This is a genomic window from Endozoicomonas sp. PH6C, assembly GCF_059322965.1.
The window spans coordinates 2,250,960-2,270,804 of the sequence record NZ_CP185342.1; the positions used below are offsets into that span (position 1 = coordinate 2,250,960).

Consider the following 19,845-nt stretch of genomic DNA (forward strand, 5'->3'; position numbering starts at 1 on the left):
TCAGGGTAAAGGTAATTATCGTCGACAGGTTCTTAAAGTTCTGGTTTTACAGGTTTTAACAGGTTGACAGCCAGAGCTGTTACCAGTGCGCCTGCGATAGTGGCCAGAATGTACCAGGAGCGACCGTCGACAACCGGTAGAACGATCCAGCCTCCCCAGGGAGCGTAGTTGATAACTTCGGCCATGAAACCTATAACATTGCCTGTAATACCTCCCAGAACAATGGCGGGTATGACCCGTATCGGGTCAGCAACAGCGAAGGGGATTGCCCCTTCTGATATACCTATCATACCCATGGCCAGAGCGGCCTTGCCAGCCTCTCGCTCTTCAGCAGTGTATTTGCCGGGTGACAGCAGAGTGGCTAGCCACATACCCAGTGGCGGGGTGCATATGGCGACGCCGACACCGCCCATAAGGTAGGGGTGGTTCTTTACCTGAGTCTGAGCAAACAGGGTAGCGACTTTATTGATTGGGCCGCCCATGTCAAAAGCGGTCATTCCTCCAAGAATGACCCCCAGTGAAACCTTCGATAATCCCTGAAGACTATGCAACCAATCGTTAAGGTGACTCATCATATTGGCGATGGGTTGTCCAATCACCCAAATCACCAGAGCGGAGGTCAGAAAAGTACCTGCCAGAGGGTAGACAAAGATGGTAGCAACAGGTTGCATGTTCGATGAGAAGGGGATTCTCTTGAGGGCATTGACGATATAGCCCGCGATAAGCCCGACAATCATAGCCCCCAGAAAACCGCATCCAAACTGAGCTGCCAGCCATGCTCCGATCATGCCAGGTGCCAGGCCGGGGCGGTTGGCAATAGACCAGGCTATGTAGCCTCCCAGAACCGGGATGAAGAGGGTAAAACCAGCGACTCCCATCTCCCACACATCTTTGAGAAAACCGGATTCGGGCGGGGCTCCCTTGCCATGAAACATAACAGACACCGATAGGAGCACTCCGCCAGCTACCACGAAGGGAATCATGTGGCTGGTGCCTGTCAGTAGATGGGATCTGAGCTTAATGAATTCTGCTTTCACGCTATTCATTAATATCACCCGTTTTAGTCATTGATGCCCTTTGAGGTGTCTGGGTAGAAGAATCTCCGGGGCAGGCCAACAGGCACAAGGGTCCCGGAGACTGGCTGCTTTTAATCCCGAATAAATTCCGTGAGAAGTGGCCAGGGAAGCCATATCTGAAACAGTTGAGCCTCATAGGGGTCTGTCCGGGCTTTAAATGTGAAAGCTGAAGTCTAGCAGCTCAGACGGATTGTCAAGTATGAAAGCGGGCTTCGCGTCTTCAAGAGTTTTACGGTTATGCCACCCCCAGCTGACTGCAACGGGAACAGCGCCAGCTTCTCGAGCTTCATGCAGGTCTCCTGAGGTGTCGCTAACGAAATAACAGGGCTGATCCGGGTGCTGTTTCATCACTGTTCGGATTTTGTCCGTTTTGATAAAGCTCTGTTCCATACCCATTATTCCCCTGAAACACCGGATATTCTGATTATTCAGGAAATGCTCTGCAGCTTGGGTAAAATTGGAGGTGATCAGGTACAGAGGGAAGTGTTGGCCAAGGTGCTGCAAGCTCTCATTGACATCAGGAATAGAGCGGCAGTTTTTCATGAACTCCAGGTGGGCAAGTCGTGCATGATTCATAAGAGCGTGTTGCACTTTGTCTCCGGCGACTTGCTGGCTTAGCTTTTTAAAAAAATTGCCTTCAAAAAGGGCGAGAACTTGCTCTTCTGTGGCCAGGTCTTCTGCGTCCAGTTTGATCAGAACTTCTGACCAGAAAGAGAAGAAGGGTTGCCAGGAGTCGGCAATCACGCCACCCATATCAAACAGAATCGGACAGGACATAACAGCTCCGGTGATAAGAGGGTGTTGCTCAATTGTTTGAGAATACTCCAATGCTACTTGTTTGTCGCAGACTGTCTCGATCGCAAACGGGTGTTGAGCATCTCGACGGCCATAGAAAAGGCCATGGCAAAGTAGATGTAGCCTTTTGGAATATGAAAGTCGAGACCTTCTCCCATAAGGGAGACTCCCACCAGAATCAAAAAGGAGAGCGCCAGCATTTTGAAGGTAGGATGATTGCTGACAAACTCTCCGATAGGGGCTGCAGCAAACATCATGATGCCTACCGAAATAACAATGGCGGTGATCATGACCCAGAGGTGTTCTGCCAGTCCCACTGCTGTAATGACTGAATCCAGGGAGAAAACAATATCGATGAGAGCAATCTGGATCAGGGTTATAACATACCCTCGTGGTTTAAGGTGAGATCCTTCATCTTCGCCGGGCTCAATAGAATCGTGAATCTCGTGAGTGGCTTTAATCAGCAGGAAGAGCCCGCCTCCGAGAAGAATCAGGTCGCGGCCGGATAGGGCATGATTGAACAGATGGAATAGAGGGGCAGTGAGACTCATGATCCAGGTAATGGAGAGCAGCAGGGCGATCCTTGTGAACATGGCCAGTAACAGCCCGAGTCTGCGGGCGCTGTTGCGTTGGTGTGCAGGCATTTTGTCGACAACGATCGTAATAAAAATGATGTTGTCGATGCCCAGAATAATCTCCAGAAGGGTCAGTGTTGCCAGAGCTATCCAGGGCTCCGGGGTCAGAAAAAGTTCAGTCATTGTTTCTATCGTATTCGCTCTATCGTATTAGCCGTTCTTGCCGGGATGCTCTTCCCTGAGCTACTCGTTAATAATATCGGTTAAAAATAGACGAGGCTGATAGCTGTGAAGAATGTTTTGACCCCCGGAAGTCTGAAAGGTTGTTCTGTCGGTGTTGTAAGCAATCAGCTCGAGGCGTTGTTTTTGGCCGCTTTCGAGAAAATGCTGGTCACGTCGCGAAGATGATGAAAGTGGGCAAAAAAGTCTGAGGCAGAAGGGAGGGCTGAAAGCCAATAAGACTTCGGCTTTCAGCAGGTAACGGGTATAGCAGTGATTAGCGATCGGAAACCGGGATAAAGTCTCTGGAAGTCTCGCCGGTGTATAGCTGACGCGGACGACCAATGCGGTATTCACCACTGATCATTTCATGCCAGTGAGCGATCCAGCCCGGAGTACGACCGGTTGCGAAGATTACTGTGAACATCTCTGTTGGAATGCCCAGGGCTTTCAGGATAATGCCGGAGTAAAAGTCTACGTTCGGGTACAACTTTTTCTCGACGAAGTATTCGTCTTCCAGGGCTATCTTTTCCAGGCGCTTGGCGATCTTGAACAGTGGATCGTCTTCCAGGCCCAGTTCACTCAGAACTTCGTCACAGGTCTGCTTCATAACCTTGGCACGTGGGTCAAAGTTTTTGTAGACTCGATGGCCAAAGCCCATCAGGCGGAAGGGATCATTCTTGTCCTTGGCGCGATCAATGAATTCATCGATGTGTTTCTCATCACCAATTTGGTTCAGCATCACCAGCACTGCTTCGTTGGCACCACCGTGAGCCGGTCCCCAGAGAGCTGCGATACCAGCAGCAATACAGGCGAATGGGTTGGCACCACTGGAGCCTGCCAGACGAACAGTCGAAGTTGATGCGTTCTGTTCGTGATCAGCATGCAGCAGGAAGATGCGGTCCATGGCGCGTGCCAGTACAGGATTAACCTCGTACTCTTCACAGGGAGTAGCAAACATCATGTGCAGGAAATTGCCGCCGTAACCCAGGTCATTGCGCGGGTAAACGAATGGCTGGCCGATGGAGTATTTGTAGGTCATGGCTGCCAGCGTAGGCATTTTGGAAATCAGGCGATAGGCGCAGATTTCACGGTGACGTTCGTTGGTGATGTCCAGTGAATCGTGATAGAAGGCAGAGAGAGCACCTACTACACCGCACATCACGGCCATGGGGTGAGCGTCACGACGGAAACCGGAGAATAGATCCACCATTTGTTCATGTATCATGGTATGACGCATGATGGTGTCTTCAAAATGCTTCTTCTCTTTGCTGTTAGGAAGTTCGCCATAAATCAGCAGGTAGCAGGTTTCCAGGTAGTCAGAGTGCTCAGCAAGCTGCTCAATCGGGTAGCCACGGTGCAGTAGCACACCCTTCTCACCATCTATGTAAGTGATCTTTGACTCGCAGGAAGCGGTAGATACAAAACCAGGGTCGTATGTGAACAGACCATTGGCAGTCAGGCTGCGAACATCAACAACATCTGGGCCCAGGGACCCCGTATGTACAGGAAGTTCCAGTTGTTTGCCGTCAATCGAGAGGGTTGCTTTCTTTTCAGCCATCATAGGCTCCTGTCTTGCCGTTTATTCTGTCGTTATCGTCTTCTCGGACCCATAATTATTATGCGTACAGAATAAGTTTTTTTGGTTGGGGCCCTTTACGGTTCGACCACTATAGGGCCAGAAATTTGTTTGTCAAACCTGTGTATCTGTGAAAAAGTCTGCGCAATAAGTTCAGAGGTCTATAGTAAATTTGCCTAGAGTGTTAATCAATTGTAATTGAAAACCGAACTGTTTATACTCCTCAGCCGAAGTCGTGGAGGACTTCATGAGGGGGGTGAGAAAAGAACGTTAACATGAATTAACGCGGCTTCTTAACCTGCATTCAGGGTAGCCTGTTCAGGCAAGCCTGATAAAAAGAGGGTATGAACCCGAGTGGGTCGTAGTCTCTGGATATTGTTGCTGATTCAGCTGTGCACGCCTCGGGCGTTGGGACAAAAAACGTGAATAGCAAAAGACCTGTCAATCTAGACATAACCACAATTAAACTACCTCTGCCAGCGTATACCTCGATCCTGCACAGGATTTCGGGAATATTGCTGTTTGTTGGGGTGGGTTTCCTGCTCTATGCACTGGATCTGTCGCTGTCTTCAGAGCAGTCCTTTGCCGAACTGAAAGCGCTCATGTCGGGTGGCCTGGTCAAATTTATTGTCTGGGTGTTGCTTTCCGGGCTGATCTACCACTTTGTTGCCGGTGTCAAGCATTTGTTAATGGATATCGGTATTGGTGAAGGTAAGGAGTCAGGTAAGGCTGGTGCGATCGTCACCGTTGTTTTATCAGCTGTACTGATTGTGCTCGCGGGGGTGTGGTTGTGGTAACAAATATTACCAACTTGTCCCGAAGTGGACTCTACGACTGGATGCTGCAGAGGTTGTCTGCCATCATTCTGGCTGCTTACACGTTGTTTTTAGGCGGCTATGTTCTTATAAATCCTGGTCTGGATTTTCAGCAATGGAACGGACTGTTCGAGCAGACCTGGATGAAGGTATTTACCTTGCTCGCCATTCTTTCCATTGCTGCCCACGCCTGGGTGGGTATGTGGACCATTGCCACTGACTACCTGAATGCTCGTGCACTTGGGAACAAGTCTGTTCTGATTCGTTTCCCCTTCCAGCTGATCTGTTTTGTAGCAGTATTCAGTTACATTGTCTGGGGCATTCAAATTCTCTGGGGGAATTGATCTATGACAGCTCTTCGCACACTGACTTACGACGCCATCGTAATCGGCGGCGGTGGCGCTGGCATGCGCGCTGCACTGCAACTGACTCAGGCCGGTATTAAAACGGCCTGTGTGACCAAAGTGTTTCCAACTCGCTCTCATACTGTATCTGCCCAGGGTGGTATTACCTGTGCTATTGCCAGTGCAGATCCTCAGGATGACTGGCGCTGGCATATGTTCGATACCGTAAAAGGTTCGGACTATATCGGTGACCAGGATGCAATCGAGTATATGTGTTCAGTAGGTCCCCAGGCTGTGTTTGAACTGGAGCATATGGGGTTGCCTTTTTCTCGTACTGAAGAAGGGCGTATCTACCAGCGACCATTCGGTGGTCAATCCAAAGAATTCGGTAAGGGTGGTCAGGCTGCTCGAACCTGTGCGGCTGCTGACCGCACAGGGCACGCTCTTCTGCATACTCTGTATCAGGCCAACCTGAAAGGTGGTACTACATTTCTGAACGAATGGTACGCCGTAGATCTGGTGAAGAATCAGAATGGTCAGGTGGCCGGTGTTATTGCGATTTGCATGGAAACAGGCGAAACCGTTTATGTTAAATCCAAAGCAACTGTTATGGCTACCGGCGGTGCTGGACGTATCTATGCTTCCACCACTAACGCCCTGATCAATACCGGTGACGGTATTGGTATGGCTCTGCGTGCTGGCTACCCAATGCAGGATATGGAAATGTGGCAGTTCCACCCAACCGGTATTCACGGTGCGGGGGTTCTGGTGACTGAGGGTTGTCGTGGTGAAGGTGGTTACCTGATCAACAGTGAAGGTGAGCGTTTTATGGAGCGTTATGCGCCCAATGCCAAAGATCTGGCTGGCCGTGATGTAGTAGCTCGCTCCATGATTCTCGAAATTCTGGAAGGACGTGGCTGTGGACCGGATAAGGACCACGTGCTGCTGAAACTTGATCATCTGGGTGAAGAAACTCTGAATCTGCGTCTGCCAGGTATCTGTGAACTGTCCAAGACCTTCGCTCATGCTGATCCGGTTAAAGTGCCTGTTCCGGTCGTTCCAACCTGTCACTATATGATGGGTGGTATTCCTACCAATGTGGGTGGGCAGGCTCTGTTTCCGGATGCTGAAGGTAACGATAAAGTTGTAGAAGGTCTCTATGCCTGCGGTGAAGCTGCATGTGTATCTGTTCACGGTGCTAACCGTCTGGGTGGTAACTCTCTCCTGGATCTGGTCGTGTTTGGTCGTGCAGCAGGTATCCAGATCGAGAAAAACCTGAGAGAGGGTTTCGATGGTGTTGATGCTTCTGACAGTGATGTTGAAGCGGCCATGTCCCGTCTGGATCGGCTGAACAAGTCCGGTAGCGGTGAAAAGGTTGCCGACGTCCGTAAGGATTTGCAAAACACTATGCAGCTCTACTTCGGTGTATTCCGTGAAGGCGATAGTATGCAGGAAGGTCTGAAGAAGCTGAATGAGTTGGGTGAGCGTCTGAAAAATACTCACCTCGAAGACAAGAGTCAGGCATTTAATACAGCCCGCATTGAAGCTCTTGAACTCGAGAATCTCTATGAAGTAGCTTATGCTACTGCGGTTTCTGCCGAAGAGCGTAAGGAGTCTCGTGGTGCTCATGCCCGGAACGACTTTACCGAGCGTGATGATGAAAACTGGTTGGCACATTCCGTGTATTTTCCGGCTGAAAAACGGGTCGGCAAGCGTCAGGTCAACTTTGCTCCTAAAACCATGGACGCTTTTCCACCGAAAGCCAGAACCTACTGAGGAGGAGGCAGGAATATGTTGGGTAGTTCATTAAGTGTCAGTGTCTATCGCTACAATCCGGAGACTGACTCCAAACCTTACATGAAAGACATTGAGGTGGATATTCCTGAAGGCAAAGACCTGATGGTGCTCGATGTATTAAACCTGATCAAGGAAAAAGACGAAACCTTAGTGTATCGTCGCTCCTGTCGTGAAGGTGTTTGCGGTTCCGATGGTATGAGCATTAATGGTACTAATGGTCTGGCTTGCGTAACATCTTTGTCGGAAGCCATGGGTAGCAAGAAGAAGTTGATTTTGCGTCCCTTGCCTGGACTGCCGGTCATCCGTGACTTGATCGTGGATATGAGTCTTTTCTATAAGCAGTACGAAAAGATCAAGCCCTTCTTGATCAATGAAGAGCCTGCACCGGCCATAGAGCGTCTGCAGAGTCCTGAAGATCGTGAGAAGCTGGATGGCCTGTATGAGTGTATTCTCTGTGCATGCTGCTCCACAGCCTGTCCATCTTTCTGGTGGAATCCCGACAAGTTTGTTGGTCCATCCGGCCTGCTGCAGGCCTATCGTTTTCTGGCTGACAGCCGTGATACTGCGACTCAGGAACGACTCGCGGAACTGGATGATCCGTTCAGCGTTTTCCGTTGCCGTGGTATCATGAACTGTGTGGCTGTGTGTCCAAAAGGCCTGAATCCAACCAAGGCAATTGGTCATATTAAACAGATGTTGTTTGATAGTGCATCCTGATCGGTTACTCTAAAAGGCGGCCTTAAGCGATTAAGCAGACAACAGGGGGGGCTCTTTTATTGCTGCACAAGAGACTCCCTGGAAGAGGAAGTTGTCGGAGAACTCGATTTTAGATCAATTTGAGGGTGGTCCGATTACATGAAATGTGCGAATGTTATGTGAGCGCACGTTTTTTCTATCAGCAGTATCTACACTGGTTTTCAAAACTAATTTTCAACATAAAGGGTCTGACGCTGACGCCAGAATTCTGGAGGAGCTGACGATCCAAAGAGAATTTCTGGCTATGGTCCCACTGTCGCACGAATTAAGTGGAACTGTAGTTTATTCTAAGCCTGACTGACTTCTGACTCTCCAAACCAATGAAGGGCAGGTCAGGCAGGTTTTATCAGCGGGACGGCCGGTCAATCACCGGTCTATCTGTGGAGTTTGAATAAGCGGGGGAGGCGAAAGCCCCGGTTTTCAGCGCTCTGCCTGTCAGGACAACAGACAGGCAGACCACAGTGCGACTCTCATGATTAGACAGCCCTTCATTCACGGGGTAGTGATGATGCAAGAAGGTGTGATGCAGCAAATGTGGGATACCTCACATATATCCGGGGGGAATGCTGCATACGTCGAAGAACTTTACGAACAATTCCTTCGCGATCCGAATTCGGTCTCTGAGGAGTGGCGTGATTATTTTGAAAAACTTCCTCAGGTCAATGGTGGTGGTCCGGATGTACCTCACTCCACCATCCAGGAAAATTTTGTCCTGATGGCGCGTCAGCGTCAGAGCACCCGCCCAATCCAAGCCGGCACCATTTCCAGCGATCATGAGCGCAAGCAGATTCAGGTGTTGCGTTTGATCAGTGCCTTCCGAATCCGGGGGCATCAGCAGGCCAGAATAGACCCATTGGGTTGTATGCAGCGTGAACAGTTTCCCGATCTGAGCCTTGAGTATCACGGGCTGAGCGAAGCAGATCTGGATACTGAATTTCAGACCAGTACCATTTTTATCGGTAAAGAGCGGGCAACGCTGCGCGAGATTATCGACTCTCTCATGGCCACCTACTGCGGCTCCATTGGTGTTGAATACATGCACATTGTCAACACTGAAGAACGTCGCTGGTTCCAAAGCCGCATGGAAAGTGTTCGAGGTCGTCCGGATTTGGGCCTTGAAGGTCGGCAGCATCTGCTGGAACGCCTGACTGCGGCAGAAGGTCTGGAAAAATACCTGGGAACCAAGTACCCGGGCACCAAACGTTTTGGTTTGGAAGGAGGGGAATCATTGATTCCCATGCTGGACGAAATTATCCAGCGCTCCGGTTCTTACGGCGCCAAGGAAATCGTGATCGGCATGGCCCACCGTGGTCGACTCAACGTATTGGTTAATATTCTCGGAAAGAACCCTTCTGAACTGTTTGACGAGTTCGAGGGTAAGAAAATGGCCGATACCGGCTCTGGTGACGTGAAGTATCACCAGGGCTTTTCCTCCAACGTCATGACACCGGGTGGTGAAGTTCACCTGGCACTGGCATTCAACCCTTCTCATCTGGAAATAGTGTCCCCTGTAGTAGAGGGCTCTGTGCGTGCTCGTCAGGATCGTCGTAACGATTCTGCCCGTGGTCAGGTTATACCGATTGCCATTCACGGTGATGCCGCATTTGCTGGTCAGGGGGTAGTCATGGAAACCCTGCAGATGTCCCAGACCCGTGCTTATAAGACCGGTGGTACTCTGCATATTATCGTCAACAACCAGGTGGGTTTTACAACCAGTAAACAGGAAGATGCCCGTTCTACAGAGTACTGTACGGATGTAGCCAAGATTGTCGGTGCTCCTATCCTTCATGTGAATGGTGATGATCCTGAAGCCGTCCACTTTGCGACCAAAATGGCGCTGGATTACCGAATGGAATTCAAGCGCGATGTTGTTATTGACATGGTCTGCTACCGTCGCCGTGGCCACAATGAAGCCGATGAACCTTCCGGTACCCAGCCACTGATGTATCAGATTATCAAGAATCACAAGACTACCCGTGATCTGTATGCAGAGAGACTGATGGAAGCAGGCATCATGGATGCAGAGAAGGACAAGGCGCTGGTAGACAGCTACCGTAATGCTTTGGACAACGGTGGTCATGTTGTTAAGTCGCTGGTAAAAGAACCCAACAAAGAACTGTTTGTTGATTGGGCTCCTTATCTTGGACATGAATGGACTGCGCGTCACGATACCCGCGTAGCTCTGGCTACTCTGCAGGGACTGGGGCAGAAGCTGTGCAAGGTGCCTGAAGGTTTTGTTGTTCAGCGTCAGGTCAGCAAGATTATAGATGATCGACTGAAAATGGCTGCGGGAGCACAATCCATCAACTGGGGTGCAGCTGAAACATTGGCATACGGTACCCTGATTATGGAAGGTCATCCGGTACGTATTACCGGTCAGGATGTTGGTCGAGGCACTTTCTCTCACCGTCATGCGGTGCTGCACAATCAGAAAGACGGTTCTACCTATGTACCACTGGCCAATATTTCCGAAAAACAGCCTGACTTCCAGATCTGGGACTCTTTGCTCTCGGAAGAGGCTGTGCTGGCTTTCGAATATGGTTATGCGACTACGACACCGGGCGCACTGGTTATCTGGGAAGCCCAGTTTGGTGACTTTGCTAACGGCTGTCAGGTAGTTATTGACCAGTTTATTACCAGTGGTGAGCACAAGTGGGGGCGTCTCTGTGGCCTGACCATGCTGTTGCCTCACGGTTATGAAGGTCAGGGCCCGGAGCACTCTTCAGCCCGTCTTGAGCGTTATCTGCAACTGTGTGCAGAGCACAATATCCAGGTGTGTGTGCCAACCACTCCGGCTCAGGTGTTTCACATGCTGCGTCGTCAGGTGTTGCGTCCGCTGCGAAAGCCATTAATAGCTTTTACTCCCAAGAGCCTGCTTAGGCACAAGCTGGCAGTTTCCACGTTGGAAGAGCTGGCTGAAGGCAGCTTCCAGACCATCATTCCAGAGGTTGATGTGCATGAAGCAGCGGAAATTACCCGTCTTGTCATGTGCAGCGGTAAGGTCTATTACGATCTGCTTGAGTATAAGCGTGCAAATGAACTGAAAAATTCAGCCATCATTCGTATCGAGCAGCTGTATCCTTTTCCTCAGGATGACCTTGATGAGGTGATTGCGCACTATCCAAACCTGAAGGATGTTGTCTGGTGCCAGGAAGAGCCGATGAACCAGGGCGCCTGGTATTGCAGCCAGCATCATATGCGCCGTGCTCTCGATAATCACTCTAACAACCTGCGTCTGGCCTATTCAGGTCGTGATGCTTCAGCGGCACCAGCATGTGGTTATATGTCCAAGCATGTAGAAGAGCAAGAAAAGCTGGTAGAAGACGCTTTTAACGTTTAATTGATGATGCCCCGGTAGCTCCGGGGCGATCGGTCGCAACCCCGAAAGGATCCATAATGGCCACTGAAATAAAAGCACCAACGTTTCCGGAATCTGTCGCTGACGGTGTGGTTGCCACTTGGCACAAGAAGCCTGGAGAAGCTTGCTCTCGTGATGAGCTGCTGGTCGATATAGAGACCGATAAGGTAGTACTGGAAGTTGTTGCTCCAGCGGATGGCGTGCTGAAAGAGATTCTCAAGAATGAAGACGAGACGGTCCTGAGCGAAGAGGTTATTGCCGTTTTTGAAGCCGGTGCAGCATCCACAGCCTCCGTTCCAGCAGCTGAATCAGCGTCGGCAACCAGTGAAGTGTCACCTAGTACGGAAGAGCCAGTATTGAGCCCCGCTGCTCGTAAGATCGCTAATGAAAAAGGCATTGACCCAACGACTATTTCTGGCACTGGCAGGGGCGGTCGTGTCACCAAGGAAGATGTCGTTCGTCATGCAGAGCAGCGGCCAGCTCAGGTAGCTGCTCCTGCTCCAACAGTCCATGCTTCTTCTGCGCCTGTGGTAGAAGCTACAACACCGGTATTTGCTGGCGAGCGCACGGAAAAACGTGTACCAATGACACGTCTGCGTGCTAGAGTTGCCCAGCGTCTGGTAGAAGCACAGCAGACAGCCGCCATGCTGACCACCTTCAATGAGGTCAATATGAAGCCGGTTATGGAACTGAGAGCCCGTTATAAAGATCAGTTCGAGAAGCGGCACGGTGTTCGTCTCGGGTTCATGTCCTTCTTTGTCAAAGCCTGTGCTGAAGCCCTGCGTCGTTATCCTGCAGTTAATGCCTCCATTGATGGTAATGATATCGTTTACCACGGCTATCAGGATATTGGCGTTGCTGTCTCCAGCGATCGTGGTCTGGTAGTACCTATTCTGCGTAATGCTGAAAACATGAGCCTCGCCGACGTTGAGGCCAAAATCCGTGAATACGGTAAAAAAGCCCAGGGTGGCAAACTGGATATTGAGGACATGACCGGTGGAACCTTTACTATTTCCAACGGCGGTGTGTTTGGTTCGCTCTTGTCTACACCGATTCTGAATCCACCTCAGTCCGCTATTCTGGGTATGCACAAAATTCAGGAGCGCCCCATGGCCGTCAACGGTCAGGTGGAGATTCTGCCCATGATGAATCTGGCTTTGTCCTATGACCACAGGTTGCTGGATGGCAAGGAAGCAGTCACTTTCCTCGTTACCATCAAGGAGCTGTTGGAAGATCCAGCCAGAATCCTGTTGGAATTGTAAGTTTTCATGGGTTATGCGGTGGCTCACAAGGCCGCCATTCTCATTTTCTTGGAATAGAAGATATGGCGAATCAGTTTGACGTTGTTGTCATCGGAGCAGGTCCTGCAGGTTACGTTTGTGCAATTCGTGCAGCGCAGCTGGGCCTTAAGACTGCTTGTATTGAAAAGTGGACTGATGACAAAGGAAAAACAGCTCTGGGCGGAACCTGTCTGAACGTAGGTTGCATTCCCTCCAAGGCGCTGCTGGACAGTTCTCACAAATTTGTTGAAGCTCAAAAAGACTTCAAGCTGCACGGTATCAATCACTCTGGTGTGGAAATGGACGTGCCGCAAATGATCGCCCGCAAGAGCAAGATCGTTAAAACCCTCACTACCGGCGTCGGTGGTCTGTTTAAAGCAAATGGTGTAACTCTGCTGGAAGGTGCTGGTAAAGTTCTGGCGAACAAGCAGGTTGAGCTGACCAAGGCTGATGGCACTGTTGAAGTTTATGAAGCGGGTAATGTTGTTATTGCTACTGGCTCCCGTCCGGTAGAAATTCCCCCTGCACCGACTGATGGTGATTTGATTGTTGATTCCACCGGAGCCCTTGAATTCCAGGAAATACCCAAACGTCTGGGGGTCATTGGTGCTGGTGTTATCGGCCTCGAGCTGGGTAGCGTTTGGGGTCGTCTTGGCTCTGAAGTCATTGTTCTGGAAGCCATGGATCGTTTCCTGGCAGCTGCCGACGAGCAGATCTCCAAAGAATCCATGAAAATCTTCAAGAAGCAAGGACTGGATATCTGCTTGGGTGCCCGTGTCACTGGATCTGAAATCAAGGATAAAGAAGTACACGTTACCTATGCGGATTCTGATGGCAATGAACAGGTTGTTGTATTCGACAAACTGATTGTTGCTGTAGGCCGTCGTCCATACACAGAGAGCCTGCTGGCTGCAGACTGTGGTGTGAACCTGGATGAGCGTGGCTTTATTTTTGTCGATGATCACTGTGCTACTGACGTACCCGGTGTATACGCCGTTGGTGATGTGGTTCGCGGTCCAATGTTGGCGCACAAGGGCAGTGAAGAAGGCATTATGGTTGCTGAAATCATCGCTGGTCAGAAAGGCCATATGAACTACGATTTAATTCCTTCTGTGATCTATACCCATCCTGAAATTGCATGGGTTGGCAAGACCGAGCAGGAACTGAAAGCCGAAGGTGTCGATTACAAAGTAGGCACTTTCCCATTTGTAGCCAGTGGTCGTGCGCTGGCTGCTAATGATACGGAAGGTATGGTTAAGGTAATTGCTGACAAGGCAACTGATCGTGTTCTGGGTGTGCACGTAGTAGGCCCAAGTGCTGCTGAATTGGTTCAGCAGGGAGTTATTGCCATGGAGTTTGCTGCCAGCACTGAAGATCTGGCTCTGACTATCTTCTCTCACCCAACACTGAGTGAAGCTTTGCACGAAGCAGTTCTGGCTGTAGACGGTCATGCGATTCATATTCCTAATCGTAAACGTCGCTAGCTGAGCTTACGGGAATCATTTACTGATGTGTGTAAGACCTACTTGTATCAGTAAGCTTTCTCAATGGATAAACTGATTCGAAGAAGTGTCAGAGGGAATCTTAGCCTGTAGGACTTGAGACAATTTCATATCGAAAGTACAAGTTAGACAGGCGTCAGGACCCAAAGTTTAATTTCGATGCCTGAAGAGTTGGGGTCGAAACAAAGAAACCTTTTTATCCACGGATGTGGATAGGAATTTGATTAAAACAACAATGGTATTGTCAGTATGAATCTCCATGAATATCAGGGTAAGCAGCTATTTGCTGAGTATGGCCTGCCGGTATCCAAGGGTATTGCCTGCGATACACCGGAAGAAGCAGCTGCAGCCGCAGACCAAATTGGCGGAAATCAGTGGGTTGTTAAAGCACAGGTTCATGCAGGTGGACGCGGTAAGGCTGGGGGCGTAAAGCTGGTCAGCTCCAAGGACCAAATTCGTGAATTTGCCGAGAAGTGGCTGGGTAATAATCTGGTCACTTACCAGACAGACGAAAATGGTCAGCCAGTTAGCAAGATTCTGGTAGAAAGTTGCACCGACATCGCTCAGGAACTTTACCTGGGTGCTGTTGTAGACCGTTCTACCCGCCGGATCGTTTTTATGGCCTCCACCGAAGGTGGCGTTGAAATCGAGAAGGTGGCAGAAGAAACGCCAGAAAAGATTCTGAAGGCAACTATTGACCCTCTGGTCGGTGCTCAGCCCTATCAGGGCCGTGAACTGGCTTTCAAACTGGGTCTGAACGCTACACAGGTTAAGCAGTTTACCAAGATCTTCCTGGGTCTGGCGAAACTGTTCCAGGATCTGGATTTGGCTCTGCTGGAAATCAATCCATTGGTTATCACTGAAGCTGGCGATCTGCACTGCCTGGATGCCAAGCTGAACATTGATAGCAACGCCCTTTACCGTCAGCCTCGTCTGAAGACCATGCACGATCCTTCTCAGGAAGACGCACGCGAAGCCCACGCGGCTCAGTGGGAACTCAACTACGTAGCCCTGGATGGTAACATCGGCTGCATGGTAAACGGCGCTGGTCTGGCTATGGGTACCATGGACATCGTTAAGCTGTCCGGTGGTGCTCCCGCAAACTTCCTGGACGTGGGTGGCGGTGCTACCAAAGAACGTGTCAGTGAAGCTTTCAAGATTATTCTGTCTGACGATAGTGTTAAAGCGGTACTGGTTAACATCTTCGGCGGCATCGTTCGCTGTGACCTGATTGCTGACGGCATCATCGGTGCAGTAAAAGAAGTCGGTGTTGAAGTGTCTGTTGTTGTGCGTCTGGAAGGTAACAACGCTGAGCTTGGTGCGCAGAAACTGGCTGAAAGTGGACTCGATATTATCGCTGCAAGCAGTCTCTCCGACGCTGCAGACCAGGTAGTAAAAGCAGCGGAGGGTAAATAAGAATGAGTGTCCTGATTAATAAAGAGACCAAGGTGATCTGCCAGGGCTTTACTGGCTCTCAGGGAACTTTCCACTCCGAACAGGCGATTGCTTATGGTACTCGTATGGTCGGTGGAGTTACTCCAGGTAAGGGGGGGCAGGAGCATCTGGGTCTACCTGTATTCAACACGGTTGCCGAGGCAGTGGCTACAACCGGCGCTGAAGCCTCTGTAATCTACGTGCCTGCCGCTTTCTGTAAGGATTCCATCCTCGAAGCTGCCAATGCCGGTATTAAGCTGATTGTCTGCATTACTGAAGGTATTCCAACTCTGGATATGTTGGACTGCAAGGTTCGCTGCGACGAGCTGGGTGTTACTCTGATTGGTCCCAACTGCCCGGGTGTTATCACTCCGGGTGAGTGTAAGATCGGCATTATGCCAGGACACATTCATAAACCAGGCAAAGTTGGTATCGTTTCCCGTTCCGGGACCCTCACTTATGAAGCGGTTAAGCAGACCACTGACTTTGGTTTTGGTCAGTCCACCTGTGTCGGTATCGGTGGTGACCCGATTCCTGGCTCTAACTTCATCGACATTCTGAAGCTGTTTCAAGAAGATCCACAGACTGAAGCGATCGTTATGATCGGCGAAATCGGTGGTACAGCTGAAGAAGAAGCGGCTGCTTACATCAAAGAAAATGTAACCAAGCCAGTTGTTTCCTACATTGCCGGTGTTACTGCACCTCCGGGTAAGCGTATGGGTCATGCGGGTGCAATTATTTCTGGTGGTAAAGGGACTGCTGACGAGAAGTTTGCTGCTCTGGAAGAAGCCGGTGTAAAAACCGTTCGCTCTCTGGCAGAAATCGGTCAAGCTCTGAAAGAGAAAACAGGTTGGTAAGAGTCCGATCAAATTAGCTTTGGCTCATTATACGGCTCATCTCAGAGGAGATGGGCCCACTTTTATGAGTTCCTGAGTGACTAATCTCTTTCCTGTTTACCTACATGCTATCCGGGTTTCGGAATATCACCGTAGGCTCCAGCCGCTCAATGGTACTGCATAGTCCCGCATTTATCGCCACCCTCAGGGAATCCTCCAGTGGATACACCCAATCTTAATCCTGATAAATACCGTTTTGCGAGGGCGCTTAGGCCTTTTTCCTTCTCTGTTGCACTGATCACTTGTGGATTAGGGGTCGCCGTGGCTTTCTCAAAGGGAGAGGGTGACATTGCCAGAGCTGTGGCTGTTATGATTGCGGGTTTTTTTTTACAGGCAGCCAGTAATCTGGCCAATGATCATGCTGACTTACATTTCTGGGATGGCAAGACAGGCCAATTGGCAGAGCAGGTGATTCAGCAAATTCGCAGGAACTTTGCTTTTGCCGGACTTTTTGCCATGGTAGCAACTGCTATAGGACTCTGGCTTGTCTGGAAAACGGGCTGGCCTTTATTCTTACTGGGACTTTTAGGTGTGACTGCAGGGTACTTCTATACAGGAGAACCTGTCGTCTATAAACATCTCGGTCTTGGGGTTCCAGCCGCTTTTATTCTGACTGGTGTGCTGATGGTAAGCGGGTCTTACTATGCGGTTTCTGGTGTCTGGAATAATAAGCTACTTTGGGTTTCTATACCCGTGAGTCTTTTAACAGCTGCTCTACTGGTGTCGAATGAAATCCGAGATTATCTGGAAGATCAGTCTTCCAACATCAGAACCCTGACTGTCAGAATAGGGTTTGATACAAGTAAGAAACTATACGCTATATTGTTGCTGTCGGTATACCCGATCAGCTATTACCTCTACCTAAACAACTTGCTGATAAAACCTGTTTACCTGATATTTTCGTTATTACTCATCTTGCAGCCGATTAAATTGTTAAGGTGTTCGCCGGGTGATTACGAGCTAAACAAATTGCCGCCTTTGTCTGGACGTTTTTTTCTGGTGTTCGGTATCTGCTTCATATTGAGTGTGTTTAGACCTTCTTGGGAATGAACGTCTGATGAAGGGCTCTTTGTTAAAAAAAATCAGAATGGTGAATTAATTTAGTTTCGACGGATAGATTTCAAAATAGACGACTTTTTTCTTTTTTATTGTCAGTTTTGTGAAAATTATAAGTCAAAAGTTTGCAAATAATTTTAAGGCAGTAAGCCTTTTATGAAAAACAGAAAAAGCCAGACTTCATAATCTGGCTTTTTCTAACTGGAAACTATTACTTGAATCCAGTATCAGTCACTACTTTGCCAGGCTTTTTTATCTTTCTTGCGCAGATCAAAGGCTTCTGGTTCGAACAGGGTAGATGGCTCTTCCGGTAGCATGTCAGGTGCCTTTTTGTTGTGCTGAATCACTTTCAACTTGGTGTAACGATCTTTGGTGGCTTTGGCCAGTGTTTCAGAGTTTCTCATGATGGTCGGTCTTATAAACAACATGAGATTTCGCTTCTGGTTCTTATCCTGTTCGAAGCGGAACAGGTTTCCGATGATAGGGATATCACCCAGAAGCGGGATTTTCTTCTTGGTCTGACTCTTGACGTTTTCAATCAGGCCACCAATGACAATGGTCTGGCCATCATCTACCAGAACGGTGGTTTTCAGAGTTCTGTTATTGAAGATCAGGTCATCATTCTTTAAAAGGGATTCTGAAGTACGAGTGTCCAGAGAAGAAACCTCCTGCTCCAGCTCTAGCCTGATGCCGTTACCTTCACTGAGGTGAGGGGTGATCTTTAGCTTAATGCCGACATCCTTCCGGTCAGTCGTAGTGAACGGGTTGTTGCTGCCACCACCGGCTGAGGTTTGATAAGAGCCTGTCTTGATAGGAATATTCTGACCTACAAGGAATTCAGCTTCCTGGTTGTCCAGCGTCAGCATACTGGGTGTAGATAGAATGTCGTTGTTAGACTTTGAACTCAAGGCAGATACCAGCACACCAAAATTATCCGCTCTCAAAGCCAGAGAGCCCAGGGTGATTGCCGCGTTATCGAGAATGTGTCCTGTTATGCTGCTCTTGCTGCCGACAACGGTTTTGGTTGATTTACCAGAAGGGTCTGTCTCGGTTGAGCCGCGAATGGTTTCCTTGCCATCAATACCCCACTGGACACCCAGAGCATCATCTATACCGCCAGAGACTTCTACGATGACGGCTTCCAAAAGTACCTGTGATCTTGGTACATCAAGCTGCCGAACGATATGCTCCATCTCTGCCAGAGTGTCCGGATCAGCAATCATGATGAGGGCGTTCTGGGATTCGTCGGCTTTAACGAACACGTTCGGTGCTGCTCCGGAACCCCTGCTTTTTCCGGAAGGCTGACCTTTGGTCTGAACCTTGGGAACAGAGGGGTGCGGTGGAACAGGCTGTTGTGATGAAGCCGAAGAATTGGATTTCTTTTCCTGACTCTCCTGAATCGTGGTAGATGCTTCTGCAAGGATTTCTGAAATATTCTTGGCATCGCCATAGCTGAGGAAGATCACCTTGGTAGTGGACTTGCGAATACCTTCCTTGTCCAGCGTTTCTACCAGTTTCCTGACTCTCTGGCGCTTACTGGAGTTACCTTTGATGACCAGTCGGTTGCTGCGCTCATCAGCAATGACTTGCAGTCCGCTTGGCATTTGCCCCTTGGCAGCTATCAGTGTGTCCTGAATGATTTTGGAAACATCACCCACCCAGGCATGCTTCAACTGAAGCACTTCGTAATCATTATTACCTGTCTTGTCCAGCTCCCTCACCAGCTTGGTGATTCGCTCAACGTTGTCTGCAAGGTCACTGACTATAACAGCGTTACTGGATGCGGAAGCGGCTGCGTGCCCATACTGGGCGATCAGAGGGCGAATAATGGGTATCAGTTCAATAGCCGATACACTGTGAAGTTCCAGAACCCGTGTGGTCATGACAGCATTACGTGGCTTCTGATTTCCACTGGGAGAGCTGGTTTTTGCTGTAGTACTGGGCACTATATTGATGATATTGCCCTTGGGTATTACGGCGTAGCCATTAGCTGACAGTACTTCGAGGAAAACATCGTAAACTTCGTCGCTGCTCAACGGTTTGGAAGAAATAACCGTTACAGTGTTACCCCCCTTGATTCTGGGGTCTATGACAAAGGTCTCACCAGTGATCTTGGCGATTTGGCCAATGAATTCACGAATGTCAGCGTTCTGATGATTCAGAGTCCACTTTTTGTCCCTGGCCGTTTCAGCCTTGAGGGCTTTTGTGGGAGGGGGTGCAGCCAGATTGACTACAGCAGTTTCAGCAGAAGGGGCCGCTGATACATTGCTCTGAAGGCTAAGGGCAAGCAATGCAGCAAACAGAGGTCTGAAGGCCATGCATACAAATGGACAGTCTTTAGTTTTCATCACTTAACCATATGA

15 protein-coding genes are annotated in these 19,845 nt (G+C 49.5%); 10 read left to right on the forward strand and 5 right to left on the reverse strand.

The window, feature by feature from the left end; translation table 11 throughout:
* Positions 1-32: 32 nt before the first annotated feature.
* The 4 genes from ACOMG9_RS08700 to gltA all read right to left on the reverse strand — a co-directional run bounded on the left by ACOMG9_RS08700 (position 33) and on the right by gltA (position 4,226).
* The gene (locus ACOMG9_RS08700) at positions 33-1,046 is read right to left on the reverse strand and encodes a PTS fructose transporter subunit EIIC (protein WP_448216638.1); all 1,014 of its coding nucleotides are present in this window, start codon (positions 1,044-1,046) and stop codon (positions 33-35) included.
* A gap of 183 nt (positions 1,047-1,229) precedes the next feature.
* Complete coding sequence (locus ACOMG9_RS08705; protein ID WP_448216639.1) at positions 1,230-1,853, reverse strand: HAD family hydrolase; 624 nt, start codon at positions 1,851-1,853, stop codon at positions 1,230-1,232.
* A gap of 53 nt (positions 1,854-1,906) precedes the next feature.
* Positions 1,907-2,629 carry a TerC family protein gene (locus ACOMG9_RS08710; RefSeq protein WP_422133297.1) on the reverse strand — a complete coding sequence of 241 codons (723 nt, stop codon included), beginning with the start codon at positions 2,627-2,629 and terminating at the stop codon, positions 1,907-1,909.
* A 313-nt stretch (positions 2,630-2,942) separates the two neighbouring features.
* Positions 2,943-4,226 (reverse strand): citrate synthase, encoded by a 1,284-nt coding sequence (gene gltA, locus ACOMG9_RS08715; protein WP_422137092.1) that lies wholly within the window; start codon positions 4,224-4,226, stop codon positions 2,943-2,945.
* Between the two features lie 440 nt (positions 4,227-4,666).
* On the opposite strand from gltA, the gene sdhC reads away from it, so the two are divergent.
* From sdhC to ACOMG9_RS08765, 10 genes are all read left to right on the forward strand, one after another.
* Positions 4,667-5,041: a succinate dehydrogenase, cytochrome b556 subunit gene (gene sdhC / locus ACOMG9_RS08720; RefSeq protein ID WP_448216640.1), complete on the forward strand. Its 375-nt coding sequence runs from the start codon at positions 4,667-4,669 to the stop codon at positions 5,039-5,041.
* Positions 5,035-5,403 (forward strand): succinate dehydrogenase, hydrophobic membrane anchor protein, encoded by a 369-nt coding sequence (sdhD, locus tag ACOMG9_RS08725; RefSeq protein ID WP_422133299.1) that lies wholly within the window; start codon positions 5,035-5,037, stop codon positions 5,401-5,403. The genes sdhC and sdhD overlap by 7 nt, the downstream gene beginning before the upstream one ends.
* A gap of 3 nt (positions 5,404-5,406) precedes the next feature.
* The gene (sdhA, locus tag ACOMG9_RS08730) at positions 5,407-7,179 is read left to right on the forward strand and encodes a succinate dehydrogenase flavoprotein subunit (protein WP_422133300.1); all 1,773 of its coding nucleotides are present in this window, start codon (positions 5,407-5,409) and stop codon (positions 7,177-7,179) included.
* Between the two features lie 15 nt (positions 7,180-7,194).
* Positions 7,195-7,917 (forward strand): succinate dehydrogenase iron-sulfur subunit, encoded by a 723-nt coding sequence (locus ACOMG9_RS08735; RefSeq protein ID WP_422133301.1) that lies wholly within the window; start codon positions 7,195-7,197, stop codon positions 7,915-7,917.
* Positions 7,918-8,464: 547 nt separating this feature from the next.
* Positions 8,465-11,296 (forward strand): 2-oxoglutarate dehydrogenase E1 component, encoded by a 2,832-nt coding sequence (locus ACOMG9_RS08740; RefSeq protein WP_448218630.1) that lies wholly within the window; start codon positions 8,465-8,467, stop codon positions 11,294-11,296.
* Between the two features lie 56 nt (positions 11,297-11,352).
* Entirely contained in the window at positions 11,353-12,576 is a 1,224-nt protein-coding gene (gene odhB / locus ACOMG9_RS08745; protein WP_422137654.1) for a 2-oxoglutarate dehydrogenase complex dihydrolipoyllysine-residue succinyltransferase, read from the forward strand.
* 62 nt (positions 12,577-12,638) lie between these two features.
* Complete coding sequence (gene lpdA, locus ACOMG9_RS08750; protein WP_448216641.1) at positions 12,639-14,078, forward strand: dihydrolipoyl dehydrogenase; 1,440 nt, start codon at positions 12,639-12,641, stop codon at positions 14,076-14,078.
* 267 nt (positions 14,079-14,345) lie between these two features.
* Positions 14,346-15,512 carry an ADP-forming succinate--CoA ligase subunit beta gene (gene sucC, locus ACOMG9_RS08755; protein WP_494530099.1) on the forward strand — a complete coding sequence of 389 codons (1,167 nt, stop codon included), beginning with the start codon at positions 14,346-14,348 and terminating at the stop codon, positions 15,510-15,512.
* 2 nt (positions 15,513-15,514) lie between these two features.
* Entirely contained in the window at positions 15,515-16,387 is an 873-nt protein-coding gene (gene sucD, locus ACOMG9_RS08760) for a succinate--CoA ligase subunit alpha (protein ID WP_448216643.1), read from the forward strand.
* Positions 16,388-16,585: 198 nt separating this feature from the next.
* The gene (locus ACOMG9_RS08765) at positions 16,586-17,476 is read left to right on the forward strand and encodes a prenyltransferase (RefSeq protein ID WP_448216644.1); all 891 of its coding nucleotides are present in this window, start codon (positions 16,586-16,588) and stop codon (positions 17,474-17,476) included.
* 233 nt (positions 17,477-17,709) lie between these two features.
* Here ACOMG9_RS08765 and gspD read toward each other — a convergent pair whose 3' ends face one another.
* On the reverse strand, positions 17,710-19,830 hold the full coding sequence (gene gspD, locus ACOMG9_RS08770) for a type II secretion system secretin GspD (protein ID WP_448216645.1): 2,121 nt from the start codon (positions 19,828-19,830) through the stop codon (positions 17,710-17,712).
* Positions 19,831-19,845: the final 15 nt, after the last annotated feature.